This is a genomic window from Streptomyces xingningensis (genome assembly GCF_054957865.1).
On record NZ_JBDJPF010000007.1, the window covers coordinates 48,794 to 71,561 of the forward strand.

20 protein-coding genes and 1 pseudogene are annotated in these 22,768 nt (G+C 70.9%); 14 read left to right on the forward strand and 7 right to left on the reverse strand.

Annotation, left to right across the window (positions count from 1 at the left end):
- The first annotated feature begins 98 nt into the window (after positions 1-98).
- The 5 genes from ABCR83_RS05875 (at position 99) to ABCR83_RS05895 (ending at position 6,149) form a co-directional block, all read left to right on the forward strand.
- Positions 99-383: a hypothetical protein gene (locus tag ABCR83_RS05875; RefSeq protein WP_462693720.1), complete on the forward strand. Its 285-nt coding sequence runs from the start codon at positions 99-101 to the stop codon at positions 381-383.
- Between the two features lie 78 nt (positions 384-461).
- A complete protein-coding gene (locus ABCR83_RS05880) occupies positions 462-1,292 on the forward strand; it encodes a hypothetical protein (RefSeq protein ID WP_462693721.1) in 831 nt (276 codons plus the stop codon).
- Positions 1,293-1,305: 13 nt separating this feature from the next.
- On the forward strand, positions 1,306-3,237 hold the full coding sequence (locus ABCR83_RS05885) for a fumarate reductase/succinate dehydrogenase flavoprotein subunit (RefSeq protein ID WP_462693722.1): 1,932 nt from the start codon (positions 1,306-1,308) through the stop codon (positions 3,235-3,237).
- Positions 3,234-4,097, forward strand: coding sequence for a succinate dehydrogenase/fumarate reductase iron-sulfur subunit (locus ABCR83_RS05890; RefSeq protein WP_462693723.1), 864 nt, complete (start codon positions 3,234-3,236; stop codon positions 4,095-4,097). Before ABCR83_RS05885 ends, ABCR83_RS05890 begins: the two co-directional genes overlap by 4 nt.
- Before the next feature lie 102 nt (positions 4,098-4,199).
- The gene (locus tag ABCR83_RS05895) at positions 4,200-6,149 is read left to right on the forward strand and encodes a TPM domain-containing protein (RefSeq protein ID WP_462693724.1); all 1,950 of its coding nucleotides are present in this window, start codon (positions 4,200-4,202) and stop codon (positions 6,147-6,149) included.
- 28 nt (positions 6,150-6,177) lie between these two features.
- Here ABCR83_RS05895 and ABCR83_RS05900 read toward each other — a convergent pair whose 3' ends face one another.
- The 5 genes from ABCR83_RS05900 to ABCR83_RS05920 all read right to left on the reverse strand — a co-directional run bounded on the left by ABCR83_RS05900 (position 6,178) and on the right by ABCR83_RS05920 (position 12,468).
- Complete coding sequence (locus tag ABCR83_RS05900) at positions 6,178-8,700, reverse strand: SpoIIE family protein phosphatase (protein ID WP_462693816.1); 2,523 nt, start codon at positions 8,698-8,700, stop codon at positions 6,178-6,180.
- 190 nt (positions 8,701-8,890) lie between these two features.
- Positions 8,891-9,310 carry an ATP-binding protein gene (locus ABCR83_RS05905; protein WP_462693725.1) on the reverse strand — a complete coding sequence of 140 codons (420 nt, stop codon included), beginning with the start codon at positions 9,308-9,310 and terminating at the stop codon, positions 8,891-8,893.
- A gap of 153 nt (positions 9,311-9,463) precedes the next feature.
- Positions 9,464-9,634 carry an SPOR domain-containing protein gene (locus ABCR83_RS05910; protein ID WP_462693727.1) on the reverse strand — a complete coding sequence of 57 codons (171 nt, stop codon included), beginning with the start codon at positions 9,632-9,634 and terminating at the stop codon, positions 9,464-9,466.
- Positions 9,635-9,816: 182 nt separating this feature from the next.
- Complete coding sequence (locus ABCR83_RS05915; RefSeq protein WP_462693728.1) at positions 9,817-11,457, reverse strand: APC family permease; 1,641 nt, start codon at positions 11,455-11,457, stop codon at positions 9,817-9,819.
- A 258-nt stretch (positions 11,458-11,715) separates the two neighbouring features.
- Positions 11,716-12,468 (reverse strand): GntR family transcriptional regulator, encoded by a 753-nt coding sequence (locus ABCR83_RS05920; protein ID WP_462693817.1) that lies wholly within the window; start codon positions 12,466-12,468, stop codon positions 11,716-11,718.
- Positions 12,469-12,679: 211 nt separating this feature from the next.
- Between ABCR83_RS05920 and ABCR83_RS05925 the strand changes: the two genes are divergently transcribed.
- Entirely contained in the window at positions 12,680-14,068 is a 1,389-nt protein-coding gene (locus ABCR83_RS05925) for a M1 family metallopeptidase (protein WP_462693729.1), read from the forward strand.
- 4 nt (positions 14,069-14,072) lie between these two features.
- Here the strand turns inward: ABCR83_RS05925 and ABCR83_RS05930 are convergent, their stop codons facing one another.
- Complete coding sequence (locus tag ABCR83_RS05930) at positions 14,073-14,894, reverse strand: FHA domain-containing protein (protein WP_462693730.1); 822 nt, start codon at positions 14,892-14,894, stop codon at positions 14,073-14,075.
- A gap of 667 nt (positions 14,895-15,561) precedes the next feature.
- Between ABCR83_RS05930 and ABCR83_RS05935 the strand changes: the two are divergent.
- The 8 genes and pseudogenes from ABCR83_RS05935 to ABCR83_RS05970 form a co-directional block, all read left to right on the forward strand.
- Positions 15,562-15,666 (forward strand): annotated as a pseudogene (locus tag ABCR83_RS05935) (hypothetical protein); the annotation flags it as partial.
- A gap of 88 nt (positions 15,667-15,754) precedes the next feature.
- The gene (locus tag ABCR83_RS05940) at positions 15,755-16,228 is read left to right on the forward strand and encodes a hypothetical protein (protein WP_462693820.1); all 474 of its coding nucleotides are present in this window, start codon (positions 15,755-15,757) and stop codon (positions 16,226-16,228) included.
- Positions 16,225-17,085: a DUF7192 family protein gene (locus tag ABCR83_RS05945; RefSeq protein ID WP_462693818.1), complete on the forward strand. Its 861-nt coding sequence runs from the start codon at positions 16,225-16,227 to the stop codon at positions 17,083-17,085. Before ABCR83_RS05940 ends, ABCR83_RS05945 begins: the two co-directional genes overlap by 4 nt.
- A gap of 30 nt (positions 17,086-17,115) precedes the next feature.
- Positions 17,116-20,715 carry a protein kinase domain-containing protein gene (locus ABCR83_RS05950; RefSeq protein ID WP_462693731.1) on the forward strand — a complete coding sequence of 1,200 codons (3,600 nt, stop codon included), beginning with the start codon at positions 17,116-17,118 and terminating at the stop codon, positions 20,713-20,715.
- Between the two features lie 52 nt (positions 20,716-20,767).
- Positions 20,768-21,037, forward strand: a complete 270-nt coding sequence (locus ABCR83_RS05955; RefSeq protein WP_462693732.1) for a type II toxin-antitoxin system Phd/YefM family antitoxin — start codon at positions 20,768-20,770, stop codon at positions 21,035-21,037.
- Positions 21,030-21,293, forward strand: coding sequence for a type II toxin-antitoxin system RelE family toxin (locus ABCR83_RS05960; protein ID WP_462693733.1), 264 nt, complete (start codon positions 21,030-21,032; stop codon positions 21,291-21,293). Before ABCR83_RS05955 ends, ABCR83_RS05960 begins: the two co-directional genes overlap by 8 nt.
- A 269-nt stretch (positions 21,294-21,562) precedes the next feature.
- A complete protein-coding gene (locus tag ABCR83_RS05965; protein WP_392259787.1) occupies positions 21,563-21,838 on the forward strand; it encodes a hypothetical protein in 276 nt (91 codons plus the stop codon).
- Positions 21,835-22,242 carry a PIN domain-containing protein gene (locus ABCR83_RS05970; RefSeq protein WP_462693734.1) on the forward strand — a complete coding sequence of 136 codons (408 nt, stop codon included), beginning with the start codon at positions 21,835-21,837 and terminating at the stop codon, positions 22,240-22,242. Before ABCR83_RS05965 ends, ABCR83_RS05970 begins: the two co-directional genes overlap by 4 nt.
- Positions 22,243-22,288: 46 nt before the next feature.
- On the opposite strand, the gene ABCR83_RS05975 is transcribed toward ABCR83_RS05970, so the two are convergent.
- Entirely contained in the window at positions 22,289-22,639 is a 351-nt protein-coding gene (locus ABCR83_RS05975) for a zinc-binding dehydrogenase (RefSeq protein WP_462693735.1), read from the reverse strand.
- Between the last annotated feature and the right edge of the window lie 129 nt (positions 22,640-22,768).

A 22,768-nucleotide genomic window follows, 5' to 3' on the forward strand; every position in this document is an offset into this window, starting at 1 on the left:
GACGGCTATCTTCCCCTGAAGGGGTGTGACGCGCGACACTCTCAGTCGCATCACGGTCGCCACCCGCAACCGCCGATCCGCGGAAGTGAGGACAAATCATGTCCTTGAACGACGACTTGACGGCAGTTCAGCGCTGCCTGGACGATCTGGACCGCTCGCTCGGCCGCCTTGAGCGAGACCTGAGCCGCGACAATGTGGAGCTGCGGCGGATGCGTTCCGACGCCGGTCATCTGCGCGAGAGCTACTCCCTGCTGCGGGAGAACTCGCCCACCGAGCGGCCCCGCCCACCGATGGTGCCGGTCCCGGACGCCCCCTATGACGCCTCGCTGTGGAAGGACGCCGACGACGAGGGGCTGGGCTCCCGCGACCGGCGTGCGCCCTAGTTCCGCTTCCGCCCCCCGCCCCTCCCCCGGCCACCGCTGGGAGACACCACCTCACCCCCACTCCTCCCGGAGTCCCCCTTGGCCACTGGAACCGATCCAAGAACCACCGCCCCGGCCCCCGGCGGCGTCCACCACCGCTCCCGGGCCGCGATCCCGGCCCGGCACCTGCGGCGGGACCGCTGGTGGCTGGCGCCCGCCGGCACCGCGGCCGGGCTGCTCACGTTCGTCGTCTACTCCACCTGGCGCGCCTTCGCCAACGGCGACTACTACGCCGCCCCCTATGTCTCGCCCTTCTACTCCCCCTGCCTCGCGGAGAACTGCGAGCCGATGAAGGGTGGCGCCGACTGGCACCTCTTCGGCTCCTGGTGGAGCCTGTCACCCGCGCTGCTGGTCCTGATCTTCCCGCTGGGCTTCCGGCTGACCTGCTACTACTACCGCAAGGCCTACTACCGGGGCTTCTGGGCCTCGCCCCCGGCCTGCGCGGTCGCCGAGCCCCACGCCAAGTACACCGGCGAGACCCGCTTCCCGCTGATCCTGCAGAACATCCACCGCTACTTCTTCTACTTCGCGCTGGTCGTCGCGGGCATCCTCACCTATGACGCCGCCCTCGGCTTCCGCGACGAGCACGGCAACTGGGGCCATATGGGCCTGGGCACCCTGGTCCTGCTGGCCAACATCACACTGATCTGGGCGTACACCCTCTCCTGCCACTCCTGCCGGCACATCGTCGGCGGCCGGCTGCGCAACTTCTCCAAGCACCCGGTGCGGTACCGGATGTGGGGCGCGGTCAGCAGGCTGAACGCCCGTCACATGCTGCTCGCCTGGGCCTCCCTGGTGAGCGTGGCGGTGGCCGACTTCTATGTCTACCTGGTCGCCAGTGGCGCCTTCGACGATCCGCGCTTCTTCTAGAGAGGGCCTTTCGATGACACGGGTGGACCGCCAGCCCTGGGACGTGGTCGTGGTCGGCGCCGGCGGCGCCGGGCTGCGCGCCGCCATCGAGGCCCGCGAGCAGGGGCTGCGCTGTGCGGTGATCTGCAAGTCGCTGTTCGGCAAGGCCCATACGGTGATGGCCGAGGGCGGCATCGCCGCCTGCATGGGCAATGTCAACCCACACGACAACTGGCAGGTGCACTTCCGCGACACCATGCGCGGCGGCAAGTTCCTCAACAACTGGCGGATGGCGGAGCTGCACGCCCAGGAGGCCCCCGAACGGGTCTGGGAACTGGAGACCTGGGGCGCGGTCTTCGACCGCACGCCCGATGGGAAGATCTCCCAGCGCAACTTCGGCGGGCACGAGTATCCGCGCCTGGCGCATGTGGGCGACCGTACCGGCCTGGAGCTGATCCGCACCCTCCAGCAGAAGATCGTCGCCCTCCAGCAGGAAGACCACCGGCAAACCGGCGACTACGAGGCCCGGTTGAAGGTCTTCCAGGAGTGCACCGTCACCCGGGTGCTCAGGGCGAACGGGCGGGTGTCCGGGGTCTTCGGCTATGAGCGCGAGTCCGGGCGCTTCTTCGTCCTGGAGGCCCCGGCCGTGGTGCTGGCCACCGGCGGCATCGGCAAGTCCTTCAAGGTGACCTCCAACTCCTGGGAGTACACCGGCGACGGGCATGCGCTGGCGCTGCTCGCCGGGGCCCGGCTGGTCAACATGGAGTTCGTCCAGTTCCACCCCACGGGCATGGTCTGGCCGCCGTCCGTCAAGGGCATCCTGGTCACCGAGTCGGTGCGCGGCGACGGCGGGGTGCTGCGCAACAGCGACGGCAAGCGGTTCATGTTCGACTACATCCCCGAGGTGTTCAGGGAGAAGTACGCCGAGTCCGAGGCCGAGGGCGACCGCTGGTACACCGACCCCGACCACAACCGCCGGCCGCCCGAGCTGCTCCCCCGCGACGAGGTCGCCCGCGCCATCAACTCCGAGGTCAAGGCCGGGCGCGGCACCGAGCACGGCGGGGTCTTCCTGGACGTCTCCACTCGGATGCCCGCCGAGGTGATCAAGCGCAAACTGCCCTCCATGCACCATCAGTTCAAGGAACTGGCCGATGTGGACATCACCGCCGAGGCCATGGAGGTCGGCCCCACCTGCCACTATGTGATGGGCGGCGTCGAGGTCGACCCGGACACGGCCGCCGCCACCGGGGTACCGGGCCTGTTCGCGGCCGGCGAGGTGGCCGGCGGGCTGCACGGCTCCAACCGGCTCGGCGGCAACTCCCTCTCCGACCTGCTGGTCTTCGGCCGCCGCGCCGGACTGCACGCGGCGCGGTACGCGGCCGGGCTCGGCCCCGCCGACCGGCCCGCCGTACCGGAGGCGGACATCGCCTCGGCGGAGGCGGAGGCGCTGCGCCCGTTCGGGGCGGAGGACGCGCCGGAGGGCTCCGGCGAGAACCCGTACACCCTGCACCAGGAGCTCCAGCAGTCGATGAACGACCTGGTCGGCATCATCCGCCGGGCCCCCGAGATGGAGGAGGCGCTGCGGCGCCTGGCCGGGCTGCGGGTCCGGGCCCGGCGGGCCGGGGTGGAGGGGCACCGCCAGTTCAACCCCGGCTGGCATCTGGCGCTGGATCTGCGCAACATGCTGCTGGTCAGCGAGTGCGTGGCCCGGGCGGCGCTGGAACGCGAGGAGAGCCGCGGCGGGCACACCCGCGACGACCACCCGGCGATGGACCGGCGGTGGCGGCGCGTCGGCCTGGTGTGCCGGCTGGCCGAGGACAGCACCGAACCGGCCGCGGAGGACCCCGCGTTGGGGCGCATCCGGCTGGAGCGGCAGGAGCTGCCGCCGATGCGGGCCGATCTGCTGGACCTCTTCGAGAAGGAAGAACTCCAGAAGTACCTGACCGACGAGGAGCTCACCGGATGAGTCACCAGCCTTCGCCGCACGATGACGCTCCGGGCGGCCCGGAGGTCCGGCCGGGGGTCCGGGGGTCGGCCCCCGGAAAACCGCAGTATCAGGCCCGCTTCAAGGTGTGGCGAGGTGACCCGGACGGTGGCGGCCTCACCGACTACGAGGTCACCGTCAACGAGGGCGAGGTGGTCCTCGACATCATCCACCGGATCCAGGCCACCGCCGCACCCGATCTCGCGGTCCGCTGGAACTGCAAGGCGGGCAAGTGCGGTTCGTGCAGTGCGGAGATCAACGGCCGGCCGCGGCTGATGTGCATGACGCGGATGTCGGTCTTCGACCCCGCCGAGACGGTGACCGTCACCCCCATGCGGGCCTTCCCGGTGGTCCGGGACCTGGTGACGGACGTCGGCTACAACTACGCCAAGGCGCGTGAGGTGGCCGCGTTCGTCCCGCCCCCGGACCTGGGGCCCGGCGAGTACCGGATGCGGCAGCAAGACGTGGACCGCGTACAGGAGTTCCGCAAGTGCATCGAGTGCTTCCTGTGTCAGGACACCTGCCATGTGGTCCGTGACCACGAGGAGAACAAGCCCGCCTTCGCCGGCCCCCGCTTCCTGATGCGCGTCGCCGAGCTCGACATGCACCCGCTGGACGCCGCCGCCGAGTCCGGCACCGACCGCAAGCACGCCGCGCGCGAGGACCACGGCCTCGGCTACTGCAACATCACCAAGTGCTGCACCGAGGTCTGCCCCGAGCACATCAAGATCACCGACAATGCGCTGATCCCCCTCAAGGAACGGGTGGTGGACCGCTCCTACGACCCGCTGGTCTGGCTGGGCAACAAGATCCGCCACAGGGGGCGCGAGCACGGAGTGTAATACCACACGCGCTCCCGGTAGCGGCTTCGACAATCCGGTCATAGGCTCCAAAGTGTGACGCGGCTTCCGAGGCGGTACGGGCCGGGGGCACCAGGCCTGACCATGATCAGCGCCCTACTCGCGCTGCTCGCCCTGCTGCTCCCGGCCGCGGCCGCCGCCCGGGCCGACGCCCCGCTGGACGCCCCGCTGGACCTCGAGGCCACCGGCCGGATCACCGACACCGTCGGCGCGCTCGGCCGCCGGCGCGTCCAGGTCGACAACGCGCTCAACCGGCTGCACGCCACCCACAAGCTGCAGCTGTATGTCACCTATGTGCGGGACTTCTCCGGCCGCTCCGGCCACGACTGGGCCGACGCCACCGCCGACCGCAACGGCCTGGGCCCCCATGACGTACTGCTCGCCATCGCCACCTACCCGCACCAGTTCGCCGTCTCCGCCGCCCCCGACTCCGGCTTCCGCCCCGAGCAGCTCGACCAGGTCGCCGCCATCGCCATCGCCCCGGCCCTCAAACAGCACGACTGGGCGGGCGCCGCCATCGGCGCCGCCGACGGCTACCGCGCCCTGCTGCTGGGCAGGCCCGTCCAGGCCCCGGTCATCATCCCCGGCCGCCCCGACCCCGGCAGCAGCGCGCTGGTGCCCGGCGACCGCCGGGTGTGGCTGCCGGTGGCCGCAGGCGGCCTGGTGTGTGCGGTCGTCCTCTACCTGGGCTCCCGGCGCGCCGCCCGCCTGCGCCGCGCCGAGGAGGCCCGTCCGGTGGTGGGAACGACCACCCCGCCCGGGCTGGCCCGCATGGCCCAGCCGCTCACCCCGCTGCCCGAGCTGGACCGGGAGGCCGAGCTGAACCTCGTCGAGACGGATGACGCCGTCCGCACCAGCGCCGAGGAACTCTCCTTCGCCGCCGCCCAGTTGGGAGAGGCGGCGACGCTGCCGTTCGCCGAGGCCGTCGCCTACGCCAAGGGCGAGCTCGCCGACGCCTTCCGGCTGCGGCAGCAGCTCGCCGACGCCCCGCACCAGGACGAGGAGATCCGCCGGCACACCCTCGACGAGATCTGCTCCCGCTGCACCAGCGCCAACCGGCGGCTGGACGCCGAGTCCGCGGCCTTCGACCGGCTGCGCGGACTGTCGGCCGACCCCGAGACCGCCCTCCGCGCCGCCGCCGACGCGGTACGGGCGCTGGAGCCGCGCACCGGCACCGCCGAGGCCGCACTGGCCGCACTCGCCGCCGGGTGCGCGCCCGAGGCACTGGCGGGCGTCGCCCCATACCCGGGCGAGGCCCGCGACCGGCTCGCCTTCGCCCGGGCCGCGCTCGAGGAGGCCCGCCTGGCACTGGCCCGGCCGCGCGGCGCCGACACACCGCGCGCGGTGGCCTCGCTGCGGGCGGCGGAGGCCGCGCTGTCCCAGGCCCGCACCCTCACCGCCGCGGTGCTCCGGCGGGCCCATGAACTCGCCGGTGCGGAAGGTGCGTTGCGGGGTGCGCTGGCCGACGCCGAGGCCGCCGAAGCGGCCTGCGCGGCGGCCCCGCCGGGGGCCGCGGAGATACTCGCCGCCGCGCGCAAGGAGGCCGTGGGCGAGCGGTACGACCCCCTGGCGGTGGTGCGGCGGCTCGACGAGGCGGCGGCCGCGTTCGACTCGGCGTCGGGCGCGGCGGCCGGTGCGACCCGGGCCCGCGCGCGGGTCTCCCGGGCGGTGCTCACCGCGCGCGGCGAGGTGGCCGGGGCCCGGGACTACATCGCCACCCACCGCGGGGCGATCGGCAGCCGGGCCCGCACCCGGCTGGCCGAGGCCGAACGGCACCTGGCGCTCGGCCGGTCGCTGGCCGACACCGGGCCGCCGGCCGCGGCCCTGTCCTCGACCGGCCAGGCGGACTCGCTGGCCCGGCAGGCCCGGGCCCTGGCCGAGCACGATGTGACCGCGTATCCGGCCCAGGACACCGAGGCCTCACAGCCCCCGCATGCGATGGGCGGAGCACTGCTGGGCGGGATCGTGCTGGCCGGGCTGCTGCCCGCCACCTTCGGCGGGGGCGCCACCCGGGGCCGGCTGGCCGGCCTCTAGTGCCGCGTCGGCCGGTAACCGTTCAAAGTCAATAGAGGCTCATCAGCGCCTCCACCGCGTCCGGCGTCTCCTCACCCCCGCCCGGCAACGCCAGCTCGAACCACACCGTCTTCCCGTCCGGAATCCGCCGGCTCCCCCATGCCGCGCTGAGCAGCCCGACCAGCTGCAGGCCCCGGCCGCCCTCGTCCGTGTCGTTCGCACGGCGCCTGCGGGGCTGCACCAGCCCCCCGTCCCAGACCTCGCACACCAGCGTGCGGTCCAGCAGCAGCCGGAGCCGGATCTCTCCCTCGCCATAGCGCAGCGCATTGGTGACCAGCTCGCTCACCAGCAGCTCCGCCGTGTCGACCAGGCTCTCCAGACCCCACAACGGCAGCTGGTCCCGGGCCAGTTCACGGGCCCGGGCGACCGAACGCGGCTCGGGCGGCAGCGTCCAGTCGCCCACATGCCCCGGCGGCAGCCCCCGCAGCCGCGCCATGAGCAGGGCGATGTCGTCCTCGCCATGGTGGGTGTCCAGCGCGCTCAGCACATGGTCACAGACGTCCTCCAGCGGCCGTGCCGGATCCGTGAGGGCGTCCTGAAAGGCCTGCAGCCCCTCGTCCAGCGGATGGTCCCGGGACTCCACCAGGCCGTCCGTGTACAGCGCCAGCAGGGCGCCGTCCGGCAGCTCGACGACGGTCTCCTCGAACAGCTCGCCACCGACGCCCAACGGCATCCCCGGCTGCACCTCCAGCAGCCGCCCGGGAGCGCCCTGCTCGACCAGCACCGGCGGCAGATGACCGGCGTTGGCGACCGTGCAGCGCCGGGTGACCGGGTCGTACACGGCATAGACGCAGGTCGCCAGGTACACCTCGGACAGGTCGGCGGGCCGTACGCTGCCGCGCACCCCGCGCGGCGCGGACTGGGTGCCGCCGGGCCTGCCGAGCCCATGGGCGATCTCGTCCAGATGGGAGAGCACCTCGGCGGGCTCCAGATCGAGCATGGCCAAGGTCCTTACCGCGGTGCGCAGTTCGCCCATCGCGACGGCGGCCCGCAGCCCGCGGCCCATCACATCGCCGACGACCAGGGCCGTCCGGTGCCCGGGCAGCTCGATGACGTCGAACCAGTCGCCACCCACCTCGGTGGCGGCGTTGCCCGGCAGATAGCGGCAAGCGATCTCCAGGCCCGCCGCCTCCGGGGAGACCGGCGGCAGCAGGCTGCGCTGGAGGATCAGGGCGCGCTCGTGCTCCCTGCGGTACAGCCGGGCGTTGTCGATGCAGACCGCCGCGCGCGAGGCCAGCTCGACGGCGAGCGCGGTGTCCCGCTCGCCGAACGGCTCGCTGCCCTTCGTCCGGGTGAACTGCACCAGCCCCACCACCGTGTCCCGCGCCACCATCGGCACCGCCAGCGTGGACTGCACCGAGGTGCCGAGCTCGGGCGCCTCCGCCGCGTCCCGGCTCGGAATGGCCTGCGGGCTCGCCGTGCGCAGCGCCCCCGCGCACGGCGAGTGGAACGCATAGCGGTGCACCTCACCGACCTGGATGGGCTTGTCGTCGGCGGCGACCGGTGCCCCCGACACCGCACTGGCGTAGGCCACCCGCCGCAGCTCCGCGCTGCCGTCCGCCAGGCCGGGCGGTGCCTCGTCACCGACCAGCAGGCCCTGGTAGAGATCGACGGAAGCCAGGTCGCAGAACTGGGGCACCGCGACATCCAGCAGCTCCCGCGCGGTGGTCTCCAGGTCGAGCGAGGTGCCGATCCGCGCCGACGCCTCATTGAGCAGCGCCAGATTGCGCCGTACGCCCGCGGCCTCGCGCTCCGCGCGGCGGCGCCCGGTGACATCGGTGGCGATCGCCGCCACCCCGATCGGCCGCCCGCTGCCGCCGTGCAGCCGGTACAGCGACACCGACCAGCGGCGCCGCTCGCTGCGCCCCGGCACCGGCCCGACGAGCTGCAGGTCGGCCACCGGCCGCCCGCTGTCCAGGACTTGGCGCAGGGCCGCGGTCAGCCGCTCGGCCTCGGTCCGGGGCAGGAAGTCGTGCGGGGTACGGCCGCGGTGCCAGGCGGCGGGGCGGCCGAAGGTCTGGGCGAAGCTCTCATTGACCCGGAGCAGCCGCAGGTCCGTACCGAAGAAGAAGAACCCGAGCGGAGATTGGCCGAAAACGGCTTCCGAGGCGGCGATGTCCGTCTCTATTCCCTGCAGCGCCCGGACATCGACGGCAACGCAGAGCGCGGCACGCTCGCCGCGGCCGTTCTGGCTGGGCATCACATAGATCTCGGCGAGGCCCTGCTGCCGGTCGTCGCGCTGGTACGGGACGAGTCCGGTCCAGGGCCGGCCGCCACCGGGGAACTCGCCCTGGAAATCGCCCGAAAAGACGACCCCCGGCTGCTGCCCGGGAGATGACGCGGCCGCGGTGAACACCTCGCCCGGCTCTCTGCCGACCGCCTGCCCAGGCGTTATTCCGAACAGTTCGGCGGCCCGCTCGCTCCACTGCTCGATCCGCCCGTCGGCCCCCAGGGAGAACGACGCCACGCGAATGTGGTCATAGAGAGAGCCGGGCGGGCTGTCCTGCCACATCGCGGTGGCGTCCACCCCCTCCGACCTGCCCGCCGCAGTACCCGTTGGCTGTTCGCTCACGTGCCCGTCCCCTCCGGCTGATGTGCTCGCACCGGCATCAGAAGGCCGAGTATCCAGCACAGGGGGCCTTCGGAACACGGACTTCACGATCACAGCACGGTCTCAACCGCTATGTGTTCTCCCCGGCTTCCTAACCTGACAAGCCGAGTTCGAACCACACCGTCTTCCCGCTGCCCCCCTGACGCGTACCCCATCGGCGTGAGGCCAGTGCCACCAATTGCAGTCCGCGTCCGCCCTCGTCGTCGGGCTGGGCGTCGCGCTCGCGGGGCGGGTCGGGCAGCGGGTCGGAGACCTCGACCAGCAGCGCCCCACCGGCCCGGGAGTACATCCGGACGCCGATGGGGCCGCTCGCATAGCGCAGGGAGTTGGTGACCAGCTCGCTGACCAGCAGCACGGTCACATCCGTGATCGTCTGCATGCCCCACTCGTGCAGGGTGTCGCGGACCAGGGTGCGGGCCGTGCGCACGGCGCCGGCCTCGGCGGGAAAGCTCCATTCGGCGAATCCGGGCGTTGACGCCAAGATCCCTGCACTGTCGCTCACGCCGACCACTTCCACACCCGTTGCCGAACCGACCCCACCGACAATGACCGGTTTGGGGAGAATAATCAGCACATACCCGGTATGGGGGTTGACATATCTCGTGCAGCAGGCACGATGCGCCTGCCGCACGTTCGGCGTAGGAGCCGGGCAATCGGAGCCGGGCTATCGGGCCACTCGCTCCACGATGTAGAGCTGCCGGTGCCCCTTGGCGTCCAACCGGTCCGCGACCCGCTCGGCCTCCGTTCTGGTGGCATAGCGACCGACGCGATAGCGGTTGCCGTTGTCGTCCTGGCGGATCACCAGCCAGGGCAGGGCCGCTCCGTTGTCGTTCATCGCCCCTGCCCTTCTGCCATGACGAGCGCCGGCCCAGACCGCACCGGCGCACGCCCTTCGGCGCCGCGCGAAGAAACCGCAGTCTGCATATGCCCGAGCGTACGCCCGACCTTTACACAGCGGATACGGGTTTTCACGAAGAGATGCGCATTCGGCCACCTGAGAGTGACCGAACGCATCGCTCAGTGCGCCTTCGCCGGCTCCACCGGGGCGTCCTCGGGCTCGTCCTGGGCCGCCAGCATCTCCTTCTCGGTCGCCACCAGAGTCGGGTTGCGCCATGCGCTGCGCACACCCCACAGATAGAAGGCGAGGCCGATCAGGGCGACGACCAGCAGGTCCCAGCCCTCGGCCAGATAGCCCCGGCCGCCGAACTTGGTGCCGCCGCTCCAGGAGACAAAGGCCATCACCAGCAGATAGGTCACCATCCAGGCGCCCGCCTTCAGATGCGGCTTGAGCTCGGCCCACGGCTTGCGCAGCTCATACCAGGCCCAGATGGGCAGGCCGACCGCCATGATCAGGATGACCTTGCCGGTGAGCGGCCACTTGCCCCAGTAGAGGACGAGCGAGCCGAAGACCATCGCGACGGGCGCGATGACCGGCATGGCGCGCAGCTTGACCGGGCGCTTGAGGTCCGGCGCGATGCGGCGCAGCGACATCACGGCGACGGGGCCGGTGATGTAGGAGATGACGGTCGCGATCGAGACGATCTCGGCCAGCGAGCCCCAGCCGCGGAAGACCGCGAGGAACAGGAAGGCGATGACCAGGTTGAGCACCAGGGCCGGACGCGGCACGCCGGTCTTCTTGTCGACCTTGCCGAAGATGCCCGGCAGATGGCCGTTCTCCTGCACGCCGTGGATCATGCGCGAGGTGGTGGCGGCGTAGATCATGCCGGTGCCGGACGGGGAGATGAAGGCGTCCGCGTAGAGCACCATCGCGAGCCAGTTGAGGCCCCAGGCGGTGGCCAGGTCGGCGAGCGGCGACTTGTAGGTGAGCGCCTTCCAGCCACCGGCGAGGTCACCGGACGGGATGGCCATCAGGAAGGCCACCTGCAGCGCGATATAGATGACCAGCGCGATGAGGATCGAGCCGATGACGGCCTTGGGCAGCGACTTGCCGGGGTTGCGGGCCTCGCCGGCCATGTTCAGCGGGGACTGGAAGCCGTTGTAGGCCCAGACGATGCCGGAAGTGGCGACCGCCGTGAAGACCGCGCTCCAGCCGTTCGGGGTGAAGCCGCCCGCCGACTCGATGTTGTGGGTGTCGAAGTGCGACCACATCAGGGCGCCCGCGGTCAGGACCGGGACGACGACCTTGAAGACGGTGATCGCGTTGTTGGTCTTCGCGAACAGGGTGATCGCGAACCAGTTGAGGAAGAAGTAGAAGATCAGCAGGACGCTGGCGAGGGCCACACCGGTGCCGGTGAGCTCCTTGCCGTCGTACAGGTCCTTGGCCCACTGCCACTTCCAGGAGCTCATGTACTGCACGGACGCGGTCGCCTCGCCGGGGATGACGGAGACGATCGCGATCCAGTTGGCCCACGCGGCGAGGTAGCCGGCCAGCGAGCCGTGCGAGTACTGGCCGTACCGGACCATGCCGCCGGCCTTGGGGAACATCGCCCCGAGCTCGCTGTAGGTGAGCGCGATGGTGAGCGCGACGACGGCGCCGATCACCCAGGCGAGGATCGCGGCCGGGCCGGCGATGCCGGCGGCCCGCTGGGCTCCGAAGAGCCATCCGGAGCCGATGATCGACCCGAGACCGACGGCCGTCAGGGCCACCGGACCGAGGGTCCGGCGGTAATTGGAGTGGGAACCCCGTTCGGTACTCAAGCCCCGGTTCTCCTTTGCTTTCTAGCTCCCCCACGGCAGGACACAAACCCCCGCATCGTACGGGCGATTTGGCCAAGTTGGTTCCGCGAAAGGACCCTGACCTGGACCTATGTGAGGTTTGCAACACAGGACACCACTCCTCCAAATACGGACAAAGTGATATTTAACCCACATATCACCCCTGTTGGTTCAGACCATTCCGAGGGGTCACTTCGCGCCGGGAACTGACTCCCGAGTCAGTTCATCCGGCCGTCACGGCTACTTCACCGGCAGGTGATAGGCGATCCGGTGGCGCTCGGCGAGCATCACGACATCCGCCGTCTCGACCGGGCAGCCGCCCGCGAAGTACGTCCGCGAGACGACGAGCACCTGGTGACCCGGCACCCCGCCGAGGGCGAGCGTCTCCTGGGCCAGGCCCGGCCGCGCGCTGATCTCCTCGGTGACGTTGTCCACGATCAGGTCGATGGCGGCCATCCGCTCCACCACCCCGCGCCCGGCCAGCGGACCCTCCTCGGGGAGCATCACCGGCGTGCGGCCGGTGACGGCCAGCGGCTCCCAGGAGGTGGAGAGCATGGTCGCCTCGCCCCCGGTGCGGAAGAGGTACTCGGTGCGCATCACGCGCTCGCCCACCCCGATGCGCAGCCGCTCCGCGACGTCCGCATCCGCGCCGAGCTGCTCGCTGCGCGACTCCCAGGTGCCCTTGATCTTGACGTCGGCCTGCTCCTGGCGGAACGGCGTGGACTCCCCGGCGGACCGGTATCCCGTACGCACCACGGCCCGCCGCTCGGGCCGCTCGCGGACATAGGTGCCCGAACCGGAGCGGCCCTCGACCAGCCCCTCGGCCATCAGGACCTTGCGGGCCTCCAGGGCGACGGTGTCCGAGACGCCGTACTGCTCGCGGATGCGGGCCTGGGAGGGAAGGCGGGTGTGCGGCGGCAGCTCACCGGCGACGATCTTCTGACGGAGATCGCCGGCGACGCGGAGGTATGCGGGCTGGTCACCGAAAGCCACGTCCACTCCCAAAGGTTGACGGTCCGCAACAGCTTGGCAACCCTCGGTTGTGGTCCGCAACTCAAGGCCAAGGATTCACCAGATGTGGTGAATTGCAGCTCAAGGGCGTGTAGGCGGCACCCCGAAGCACCTTGCGATGCGCCGTCCCAGCGGGCACATCTGCAACCATGCAGGGGATCTTGACATCGCCGAGCGTCCCGAGGAGTCGCCCGTGCGCCGCCAACGTCTCCGCGCCCTGTCCGGCGCCCTGCTGCTGGCCGCCTGCGCGGCCTGTACGCCCACCCACGCGGCGAGCCACCGGGACACCCCCACGGCCGGCGTCAAGGGACTCGGCGACCCGCTCTTCCCGGCCATGGGCAACGGCGGCTATCTGGTGAGCCACTACGGCATCACGCTCTCCTACCAGCCCAAGGACAACAGCCTCACCGGGACGACCGAGATCACCGCCCGGACCGACCGCGCACTGTCCTCCTTCTCCCTGGACTTCCACGGCCTGGACGTCCGGCAGGCCACCGTCAATGGCGCCCCCGCGACCATCACCCGCAAGGGAGATGAGCTGCGGCTGACCCCCGGCCGCCCGCTCGACCGCGACACCGGCTTCACGGCCACCGTCGCCTACCAGGGCACCCCACAGACCATCACCGACCCCGACGGCTCACACGAGGGCTGGCTCCGGACCACCGACGGGGCCGTCGGGCTCGGCGAGCCCAACGGTTCGATGGCCTGGTTCCCCGGCAACCACCACCCGTCCGACAAGGCGACCTACGACATCGCCGTCAGCGTCCCCGCGGGCCTCACCGCCGTCTCCAACGGCGAACTGCGCGGGCAGCGGACCGCGGACGGCCGCAGCACCTTCCAGTGGCACACCGGCGAGCCCATGGCCAGCTACCTGGCCACCGTCGCGATCGGGAAGTTCCAGGCCGACCAGGGCGCGGCGGGCAGGGTGCCGCAGTATGTGGCGACCGACACCGCCGTGGCCAAGAAGGCCGCCGACGTCCCCCGCTGGACCGGTGAGATCACCGACTGGGGCAGCAAGGTCTTCGGCCCGTACCCCTTCTCCTCCACCGGCGCGATCGTCGGCGCCGGACCCGAGATCGACTACGCGCTGGAGACCCAGAACCGCCCCTACTTCAACCACCCGCCCGACCTGAACTCGGTCGTCCATGAACTCTCGCACCAGTGGTTCGGCGACTCCGTCACCCCGCACAACTGGCAGGACATGTGGCTCAACGAGGGCTTCGCGACCTATACCGAGTGGCTCTGGGACGAACAGCACGGCGGCCCCACCACCGCCCAAACCTTCCAGAAGTACTACGCCCGGGACAAGAACGACGAGCTGTGGTCATTCCCGCCCGCGAAGCCTCCGACCGCGAAGGAGATCTCCGGCTCCCCGGTCTACGGCCGTGCCGCGATGACCCTGCAGAAGGTCCGCGAAGCGGTCGGCGACCAGACCTTCTTCACCATCCTGCGCACCTGGCTCGCCGACCACCGGTTCGGGAACGTACAGACCGGCGACTTCATCGCGCTGACCCGGCAGGTGTCGGGGAAGGACCTGTCGGCGCTGTTCGCGACCTGGCTGTACGGGAGCGGCAAGCCATGACGTGCTACCCCCCGGCGCCGTCCGCGCCGTCCGCGCCGTCCTCACCGAGCAGGCGCAGATCCGCCGGCAGCAAGGCGGCGTTCTTCAGCAGCGCCTGGATCAGGTTGTGGTTCAGCGCGTTCCCCACCGGCTCACCGACCCCGTCCTCGCGCAGGATGCCGGGGATCGGGGCAGGTCCCGCGGACAGCCGCACCCGCACCGCGCCGACCAGGTGCGCCACCACCTTGGGCGTCCACTCCCGGTCCCCCGACACCCGGTTCAGGTCGTCGGCCACCTGCTTCCACGACACCGGCTGCGGATAGCGCTCCTGGCGCAGGTAGCGCTGGGCGAGCGCGGTCAGCACCAGCCGCTCCACCGGATCCAGGTGATGGACGTCCGGTGACCGCGTCCGGCCGCCGGGCCGACCGCCGGTGCCCTCGGCGGCCGAGCCGACCACATGGACCTCCAGCAGATGCGACCGGCGCTTCGGCGAGCCGATGAGCAGCGGGGTATAGCCGGGCTCCAGCAAGGTCTCATGACCGGACAGCACCAGGTTCTCGTCCGGCAGCCGGATCGGCAGCCTGCCGGTGTTGCGCAGCCGCCATTCCCGGCCATCACCCCGCAACTCGCCCTGCAGCCTGCTGATATAGGGGTCGTCGGTGCCGATGGCGACATGCACGTCCGCCGCGCTCCGCCCGAAGCACAGGGTGAACTTCCGGGGCGGCACGGCGAACCCGCCATCGGCGGCCAGCGCGAAGATCGAGCCGGCCGGAGCCGCGGGCACCCCCGCGGCCAGGCTGCGCATCGAAGCGGGCAACATCTGCGGTACGAAGTCCTCGATCGCCAAGGTGCGCTCCCTCCCTCCACCCGGGCCACGGTCAGAGGGTAGTGCGACACCTCCGGGACCCCTCCCGGAGCGGGCGTCATAGGCTGCTTCGGCATTCGCACCGGGCGTCACCGCGGTTCAAGAGGAGTCTGCGTTGCGGGCCACCGCCAGATCCGAGATAGAGAAGATAGCGAGCCAGATCGCCAACGATGTCTTTGTCCGATGGGAGGGAACGTCCGTCGCCCGCGCCGTGAGCGCGGCCCTGGACCGGGAACGGGCCGCTCTGGTGCGGGAAGTCACCGAGCAGTCCAGGCGGTTCATCGAGAAGGCGGCGAAACCCGCCGTGGACGACACGGCGGTGCGGGCCATCGCCGGCGCCGCGGCCAAGGCCGCCGAGGAGGCGTTCGCCGCGCGCCTCGCACAGCACCAGAGCACGGTCCGCAAGATCGCCGTCCAGGCGTCGCGGGACGCGCTGCTGGCCGCGCAGCCGGAGTTCGTCCAGACCGTGCGGGACGAGGTCGCCAAGGCCTTCGCCGAGGTCACCCCGCCGGTCGTCCAGGTGACGCTGCCGGCGGGCCGCACCGTCGAACTGAGCACCGACACCCACCGGGTGCTGCCGGAACTGCTGCTCGCCCTGCACGCACAGTGCCATGTCTTCCTGGTCGGGCCCGCCGGTACCGGCAAGTCGATGCTGGCCGGGCACGCGGCCGAGGCACTGGGGCTCGAACTGCAGGCGCTCTCGCTGGGACCGACCACACCGATGAGCAAGGTGTTCGGCTACTTCGACGCGCACGGTCACTACCACGACACGCCGTTCCGCCGGGCGTTCGAGCACGGCGGTGTGATGCTCCTCTTACGAACTGGACAACGGCCACCCGGGGTTGCTCGGCGAACTGAACCAGGCCCTCGCGCTGCGCACCTGTGCCTTCGCCGACGGCATGGTGGCGGCGCACCAGGATTTCCGGCTGATCGCCACCGGCAACACCTATGGCCACGGCGCCGACCGCCAGTACGTCGGACGGCAGGCGCTGGACGCCGCCACCCTGGACCGGTTTGTGGTGATCGATGTGCCGATCGATCACCGGCTGGAGTTCCGGCTCGTCCTGGCCAACGCCCCGTCCCGGCCGGACGAGGCACGGGAACTCCTCCTGGAGATCCGTCGGTTGCGGGTGGCCGCCGCGGAGAAGCGGCTGCCGCTGGCCTTCTCCCCGCGCGCCGCCATCGACGGGGCCCGGCTGCTGGAGGCCGGGGCGACCCTGGACCAGGCGCTGCGGTGGCGGGTGACGCGCGGCCTGTCCGCCGCCCACCGCACCGCGCTCGGCCTCGACGAGCCGGGACAGGAGGCGCAGGCATGACGGAGCCGGTGCTCGCGCCCATGCTGTCCTGGCAGGAGTTCCTGGACGCGGCCGGGGCGCCGGAGAGCATTCCGGACGGCGACGGCCGGCACAGCACCCCCGAGTGGGCCGGGGCGACCTGGGAGGAGGCGCTCCGGCTGGCCGTCGACGGCTGGCATCTCCCGCTCCAGGAGCAGGAGATCACCGTCGGCGCGCTCCGGGAGCGGGCCGGTCTGGGGACGTCCGTCGTCTCGCTGGAACCGGTGTGGGATGTCACCGGCAGCGAGGTGGACATCAGCGCCTATCTCGCCGGCGTGCCCGAGTGCATGGTGGACTCGGTGCCCCGGCGAGTGTCCAGACAGGGCAAGGTGGTCACCTTCCTGATCTCGGCCACCTATGACAACACCACCCCGCACACCTCGATCCGCAACCGGGGGCTGGCGCTGGCGGCCCTCTGCGCGGCCGTCATCGAGGCCGGACACAGCGTGGAGATCTGGTCCGGTTACACGGCCCGGGTGGGGAGGAAGGGGGAGGACGCACGGTGCTCGGCGGTGGCCAGAGTGATCGCCTCGGGCGAGCCCCTCGACATCGGCCGGCTGATCTTCGCCGTCGCACATCCGGCGATGCTCCGCCGGCTGTGGTTCGCCGTGTGGGACGGACAGGATGCCGCGACCGCACGGCTGTTGAAGGAGTCGCGGTACGGCTGTGCACCGTACACCTGCCGGCCCGCGGACCTGCCCGCCGGCATCCGGGATCCCTATGTGTTTCCCCACCTGAATCCCGGTGATCTCCAATGGCATGACCTTGACTCGGCCCTGTCGTGGTGTCGCGAGATGTTCACCGGACTCGGCCTGATCCAGCACCAGGGCGCAGGATAGGAAGTCGCCCGCATACGAGGGGGATTCGACATGAAGGAGCCGAGCCGACCGGTCACCGCCCCGGATCTTTGGGGGGTCGGTCAGGTCATCGACGGCAGGTACCGGGTGACCGGGGTGCATGAACACGGTGGGATGGGTGTGGTGTACCGGGTCCGGCACTTGGCGTGGGGCACCGATCTGGCGGTGAAGTGCCCGCGGGCGGAGTCGTTCCGCACCGAGGCCGACCGGGAGCAGTTTGTCACCGAGGCGGAGACCTGGGTGTCGTTGGGGATGCATCCGAACATCTGCGGCTGCCACTACGTCCGCGTCATCGACGGTGTTCCCCGGGTCTTCGCCGAGTATGTGCCCGGCGGCAGCCTGCGCGACTGGATCGACAGCCGGCGGCTGTACCGGGGTGACCGGGCGGGGGTGGTGGCCCGGATCCTGGATCTGGCGATCCAGACCGCCTGGGGGCTCGAACACGCCCACGGCAGAGGCCTGGTGCACCAGGATGTGAAACCGGCCAACGTCCTGCTGGACGACGAGGGCGGCACGGTGACGGCGAAGGTCACCGACTTCGGACTGGCCCGGGCCCGGGCCGTGGCCGCCGGCGTTCCCGGCCCGGACGCCCCGTCCGGGGTCAGTGTGCCGGTCCCCAGCGGCGGCATGACCCCGGCCTATGCCTCCCCGGAGCAGACGGCGGGCCGGCCGCTGGGACGGCGCAGCGACATCTACAGCTTCGCGGTCTCCGTGCTGGAGATGTTCAACGGCGGGGTGACCTGGCTGTTCGGGGCCATCGCGGGTGCGGCGCTGACCGACTTCCGCGCCTCGGGCGGGGCCGGGGCGGCCGCCGTGATGCCGCCGGCCCTCGGCGATCTGCTGGAGCGCTGTCTGCGCGAGGATCCCGGCCGGCGACCGGCTTCGATGGCTCAGGTCGCCGCCGACCTGGGCGACATCTACCGGCAGGTGACGGGGTCCCCCCACGCGCACCGGGCGCCCGCGGCCGCCGACCTGCGCGCCGACGAGCTCAACAACCGGGCCCTGTCCCTGTATGACCTCGGCAGGCGGTCCGAGGCCGAGGAGGCGTTCCGGGCGGCCCTGACGGCCGACCCACAGCATCTGTCGGCCACTTATAACGCGGGGTTGTCGCGGTGGCGGCGCGGCGCCATCACCGACGAGGACCTGGTCGGCGCCCTGGAGCACATCGGGGCCGGCCCGGCCGATCCCCGGCAGGCACGGCACCTGCTGGCCCGGGTGCACCTGGAACGCGGTGATCTCGGCACCGCACGGGCCGTCCTGGTCGGCCTCGAGCGCGAGCGGCCCGAGGAGCCGGAGATCGCGGCGACCCTGGGCGCGATCCGGTCCGGAGAGGTCACCGACGCCCGCTGCACCGAAGCGAGGGAAGTGCCCTGGCGGATACAACCGGATGAGAACACACCGCTGTTCGACCGGATCGACTCACACATCCCGGTCTGTCTGAGCGCCGACGGACGGCTGGCACTGACGGGCAGCCAGGGAAGTGCCGCCCGGCTGTGGGACGTTGACAGCGGAGCGTGCCGGACCGCTCTCGACGGGCATTCCGGCCGGGTGCACTCGGTCGCCCTGAGCGCCGACGGGCGCTTCGCCGTCACCGCGGACAGGTCCGGCGTGGTGCGCTGCTGGGACGTGGCCGCCGCTCGCTGCCTGCGGGAGTTCGGCGACAGCACGCGCACCCATGCGCCGTTTCCGCCGGGTGAGGACTTCCCCGTCCAGCTGAGCGCGGATGCCCGGATCGCGCTCTGGCCCGGTGCCCGCGGGCGCGTTCAGGTCCAGGACCTGGCCGGTGGCGAGACCCGCTGGAGTCTCGGCGATGGCTTCAACCGGCTGGAGTCGCTCGCGGTGAGCGCCGACGGACGGCTGGCGCTCTCCGGCGACCGGGCCCGCGACTGGAAGCACAGCGTGCGCCTGTGGGACTTGGACACCGGCCGCTGCCTGCGCACCCTGACCGGGTTGGAGAGGAAGGCAGGCGCCATGTGCTTCAGCGCCGACGGAGACACCGCCGTCATCGCCGGCCGCGACATCCATGTGTGGGACTGGAAAACCGGACGCCGCGTCCGCACCCTGACCGGGCACATCGAATCGGTCACCACACTGTCGCTCAGCGCCGACGGCCGGTTCCTGCTGTCCGGCGCGGGCGACAACACCGTACGTTTCTGGGATCTGCGCAGCGGCCGGTGCCTGCGGACCCTGCGGGGTCACGGCAGCTATGTGAGCGCCGTCCTGCTGAGCGCCGATGCCCGGTCCGGGCTCTCCGCCGGGCAGGACAACATGGTGCGCCGGTGGCGGCTGCCGCACGGTGACGGCGCTGGTTCCACCGCCGCGTTCCAGCTGAGCCGGCCGCGCAGATACGCGGAGCTCAACCGGCTGGGCACGGTGGTGGAATCGCTGGTCGCCGAGGCGGAACAGGCCATGGCGGCCGGCCGTTACCCGGCCGCGCTCGAGCTGCTCACCCGGGCCCGGGCGACTCCCGGGTACGAGCGGGCGCCCCAAGTCCTGGCCGCCTGGCAGCATTTGGGCCGCTTCGCGGTCCGGACGGGGCTGCGGGCGGCCCGGCCCGTGAAGACCCTCACCACCGGCTTTGTGTTCGGCGCCGATCTGTCGGCCGACGGCCGGATCGCCGTGACGGATGTCCTGGTCGACAAGGTGCGGATCTGGGACACCGACAGCGGCACCTGTGTGCGAGCCATCAAGGGCAGCCAACTCCCGCCGGGGCCGGTCGAGTTGAGCGCCGACGGGCGCAGGATCCTGAACCAGAGCAGGGACTGCACCGTCATGGTGTGGTCGGCCGACACCGGCGACTGCCTCTGGGTCCTGGACCGGAGCGAACGGACGGTCACGGGGTGCTTCAGCGCCGAGGGGCGGCAGGTGCTGACCGGGTGTGAGGACGGGACCATCCGGGTCTGGGATCCGGACGGCCGCCGCTGCCTGCGCGTGCTGGAGGGCCACCGCGACAGGGTCACGGCGCTCTGGGCCGGTGCCGACGGAAGGCTGCTCGCATCCGCCGCGCAGGACTCGGTGCGGCTGTGGGACCTGGACAGCGGTCGTTGTCTGCACACTCTGCCGGGGCACACCGGCGCCGCGACCGCGGTGTGCCTGAGCACCGACGGGCGCCACCTGCTGTCCAGCGGCAACAAGGACGACCGGAGCATCCGGCTGTGGGACACCGCGACCGGAGCCTGTGTGCGCACATTCGATGAACACCCGGGTTTCGCCTGGGTGGTCCGGTTCAGCGCGGACGGGCGCTTCGCGCTGTCCGGCGGCAGCGACTCCACGGTCCGGATATGGGAGGTCGCCACCGGACACTGCCTGCGTGCCCTGAAAGGCCACCAGAAGGAGGTGTACGACGTGGCCCTGAGCTCCGACGGCCGCGTCGCACTGTCCAGGGGCGGGGACGACGTCCGGCTCTGGGAGCTCGACTGGGAGCTCGCCGCCCGCGATCAGGCCGACTGGGACGGCGGCGCGGCCACCACGCGGACCGGGGCGGGCACGGATCCGCTGTGCCCGCTCTGCGAAGCACCCCTCGGCGCCGGGGACAGCTTCTGCGCGGAGTGCGGCGAGCCGACCCACCCCCCGGCCTCCGGCCCGGCCGACTCGGCCCCGGCCGGGGCGTGACTGTCGAGCGAGACCGTTGTGTACACACGCGACACTTGGTACCCATGAGCGCATGACACAGCCGCTGCCCAGCGAGTCCATCCGCGATGTCCGAGCGCACCTGGCCGAGGTCGTGGAACGGGCCGACCGCGACGACGTGCCTACGGTGATCACGCGCCGAGGCAAAGAGGTGGCCGCCGTGGTGTCCATCGAAGTACTGCGGAAGTACCAGGAATGGGAGGAACGCGAGATCAACCGGATCATCGACGAGCGCATGGCGAACCGTGCGCCCGGCATCCCGATCGAGGACATCATGGGGGAGACGCTGGCGCGCAGTGAGTGAGTACCGCACCGTCTTCCGGCCCGAGGCCCAGGCCGAGCTGCGCAAGATCCCCCGCGCCATGGCGCTCCGCATCCTGGCCAAGCTGACCGAGCAGGAGAGCGATCCCCTCGGCTTCAACATCACCGCACTCGTGTCCCAGCCCGAATGCCGTCGCCTGCGAGTCGGTGACTACCGATTCGTCTACACGATCGACAACGGAGAGCTGGTGGTGTGGATCGTGCACGTCGGCCATCACTCCACGGTTTACGACACCTGATCCCACGTCGGATCACCCGGCACGATCCAGCACGAGCATGGCGAAGAGGCCGGCCCCTTCGCCACCCGCTCACACATTGAACCGGAACTCCACCACAACCGCTCTGACCTGCGGTTATGTGGGCGTATCCCAGCACCATCCCAGCACGGGATTCACTGCAAAGCACAAGAAGATCCAGAAGCGCCAAGACTACGCATCAACGCCCGCCCCGGATACAGGCCGCGCAGCACTCCAGACGCTGTAATAGTTTCTGTACTAGACTTGCAGCTATGAAGTCACCGCGCCCCGGCGGCACGGAGAACATCTCCGTGTCGATGCCCTCCGAGCTCCTCGGTGCTCTGCGTACCCGTACCGGTAAGCGCGGCGTGTCCGCGTATGTAACGGCGGCGGTCCAGCATCAGCTCGCCATGGACGGCCTCGCCGAGATCGTGGCCGCCTACGAAGCCGAGCACGAGCCGCTGAGCGAGGCCGAAGTCCAGGCCGCGCAGAGCGAACTGTTCGGTGATGCACCGGCGCCCTATGCGTCGAACGACAGCGCAGCATGAAGGAGCCCGCGGCCAGGTCCCTGGTGCTCGACTCCCAGGCGCTGTCGCTGCTGCTGCGCAACGACCGCCAGATGATCACCCGGATCGAGGCTGCTCGGCGCGTAGGCGTGCCCGTCCTCGTGTCGGCGCTGACGGTGGTGGAGGCCGTCTACGGGAAGACGGATACCGCCCGGCTGCGCTGGCTTCTCTCCCGCCTTCAGGTCCAAGACGTCACCCAGGCGGACAGCCTCACCGCTGTGCAACTACTGAGCGACGCCGGCGGTCTACACGGCCACAAGTACGCCATCGACGCCCTCGTCGCCGCGATGGCGCTCCGCTCCCCGGCCCCCGTCCTCGTAATGACCTCGGACCGCGACGACTGGTCGAAACTGTGCGGCGACCGAGTACAGATCAAGGATGTCTGACCTCGGCGTTCACTCAGCTTGAATCCACCTGCTGATCGTGACTGGATCACGACATCTGGACGACGACCTTGCCTTTGGCGTGGCCCTGTTCCAGGTAGGCGAAGGCGTCGGCGATCTGCTCGAAGGGGAAGACACGGTCGGTGACGGTCTTGAGGGTGCCCTTGTCGACGAGGCCGGCCAGTACCTCGAGGTCGGCTCCGCTGGGGTGCATGAACAGGTAGCGGTAGCCGACACCCCGGCGGCGGGCCGCCCGGCGGATCTTGGCGCTCGCCGCAGCGTGGCGAAGATACCGCAGTCGCTGGACTTCACCGAGGCGGCTGGGCTCCCGCTCGCCGGACTGACGGCCTTGCAGGCGCTGCGCGACGAACTGGCGGTCAAGGCGGGGATGATCCTGCAACTTCGCTTGTCAGGCTGCGAGTTGATAGCAAATCGGTGTTCGTGCTCGTTCGCTGTAATTCGTGGCCGTTGCCGTCGCTACTGCCGTCAGCGCTCTGCACCCTCCGGCGAATTCCAGGAACGCCGAAAT

What these genes read in the sequence shown, in the direction of transcription:
- ABCR83_RS05875 (WP_462693720.1), top strand. Translation starts at nt 99, where the DNA reads ATGTCCTTGAACGACGACTTGACGGCAGTTCAGCGCTGCCTGGACGAT.
- ABCR83_RS05885 (WP_462693722.1), top strand. Translation starts at nt 1,306, where the DNA reads ATGACACGGGTGGACCGCCAGCCCTGGGACGTGGTCGTGGTCGGCGCC.
- ABCR83_RS05890 (WP_462693723.1), top strand. Translation starts at nt 3,234, where the DNA reads ATGAGTCACCAGCCTTCGCCGCACGATGACGCTCCGGGCGGCCCGGAG.
- ABCR83_RS05895 (WP_462693724.1), top strand. Translation starts at nt 4,200, where the DNA reads ATGATCAGCGCCCTACTCGCGCTGCTCGCCCTGCTGCTCCCGGCCGCG.
- ABCR83_RS05900 (WP_462693816.1), bottom strand. Translation starts at nt 8,700, where the DNA reads ATGTGGCAGGACAGCCCGCCCGGCTCTCTCTATGACCACATTCGCGTG.
- ABCR83_RS05910 (WP_462693727.1), bottom strand. Translation starts at nt 9,634, where the DNA reads ATGAACGACAACGGAGCGGCCCTGCCCTGGCTGGTGATCCGCCAGGAC.
- ABCR83_RS05945 (WP_462693818.1), top strand. Translation starts at nt 16,225, where the DNA reads ATGACGGAGCCGGTGCTCGCGCCCATGCTGTCCTGGCAGGAGTTCCTG.
- ABCR83_RS05950 (WP_462693731.1), top strand. Translation starts at nt 17,116, where the DNA reads ATGAAGGAGCCGAGCCGACCGGTCACCGCCCCGGATCTTTGGGGGGTC.
- ABCR83_RS05955 (WP_462693732.1), top strand. Translation starts at nt 20,768, where the DNA reads ATGACACAGCCGCTGCCCAGCGAGTCCATCCGCGATGTCCGAGCGCAC.
- ABCR83_RS05965 (WP_392259787.1), top strand. Translation starts at nt 21,563, where the DNA reads ATGAAGTCACCGCGCCCCGGCGGCACGGAGAACATCTCCGTGTCGATG.
- ABCR83_RS05970 (WP_462693734.1), top strand. Translation starts at nt 21,835, where the DNA reads ATGAAGGAGCCCGCGGCCAGGTCCCTGGTGCTCGACTCCCAGGCGCTG.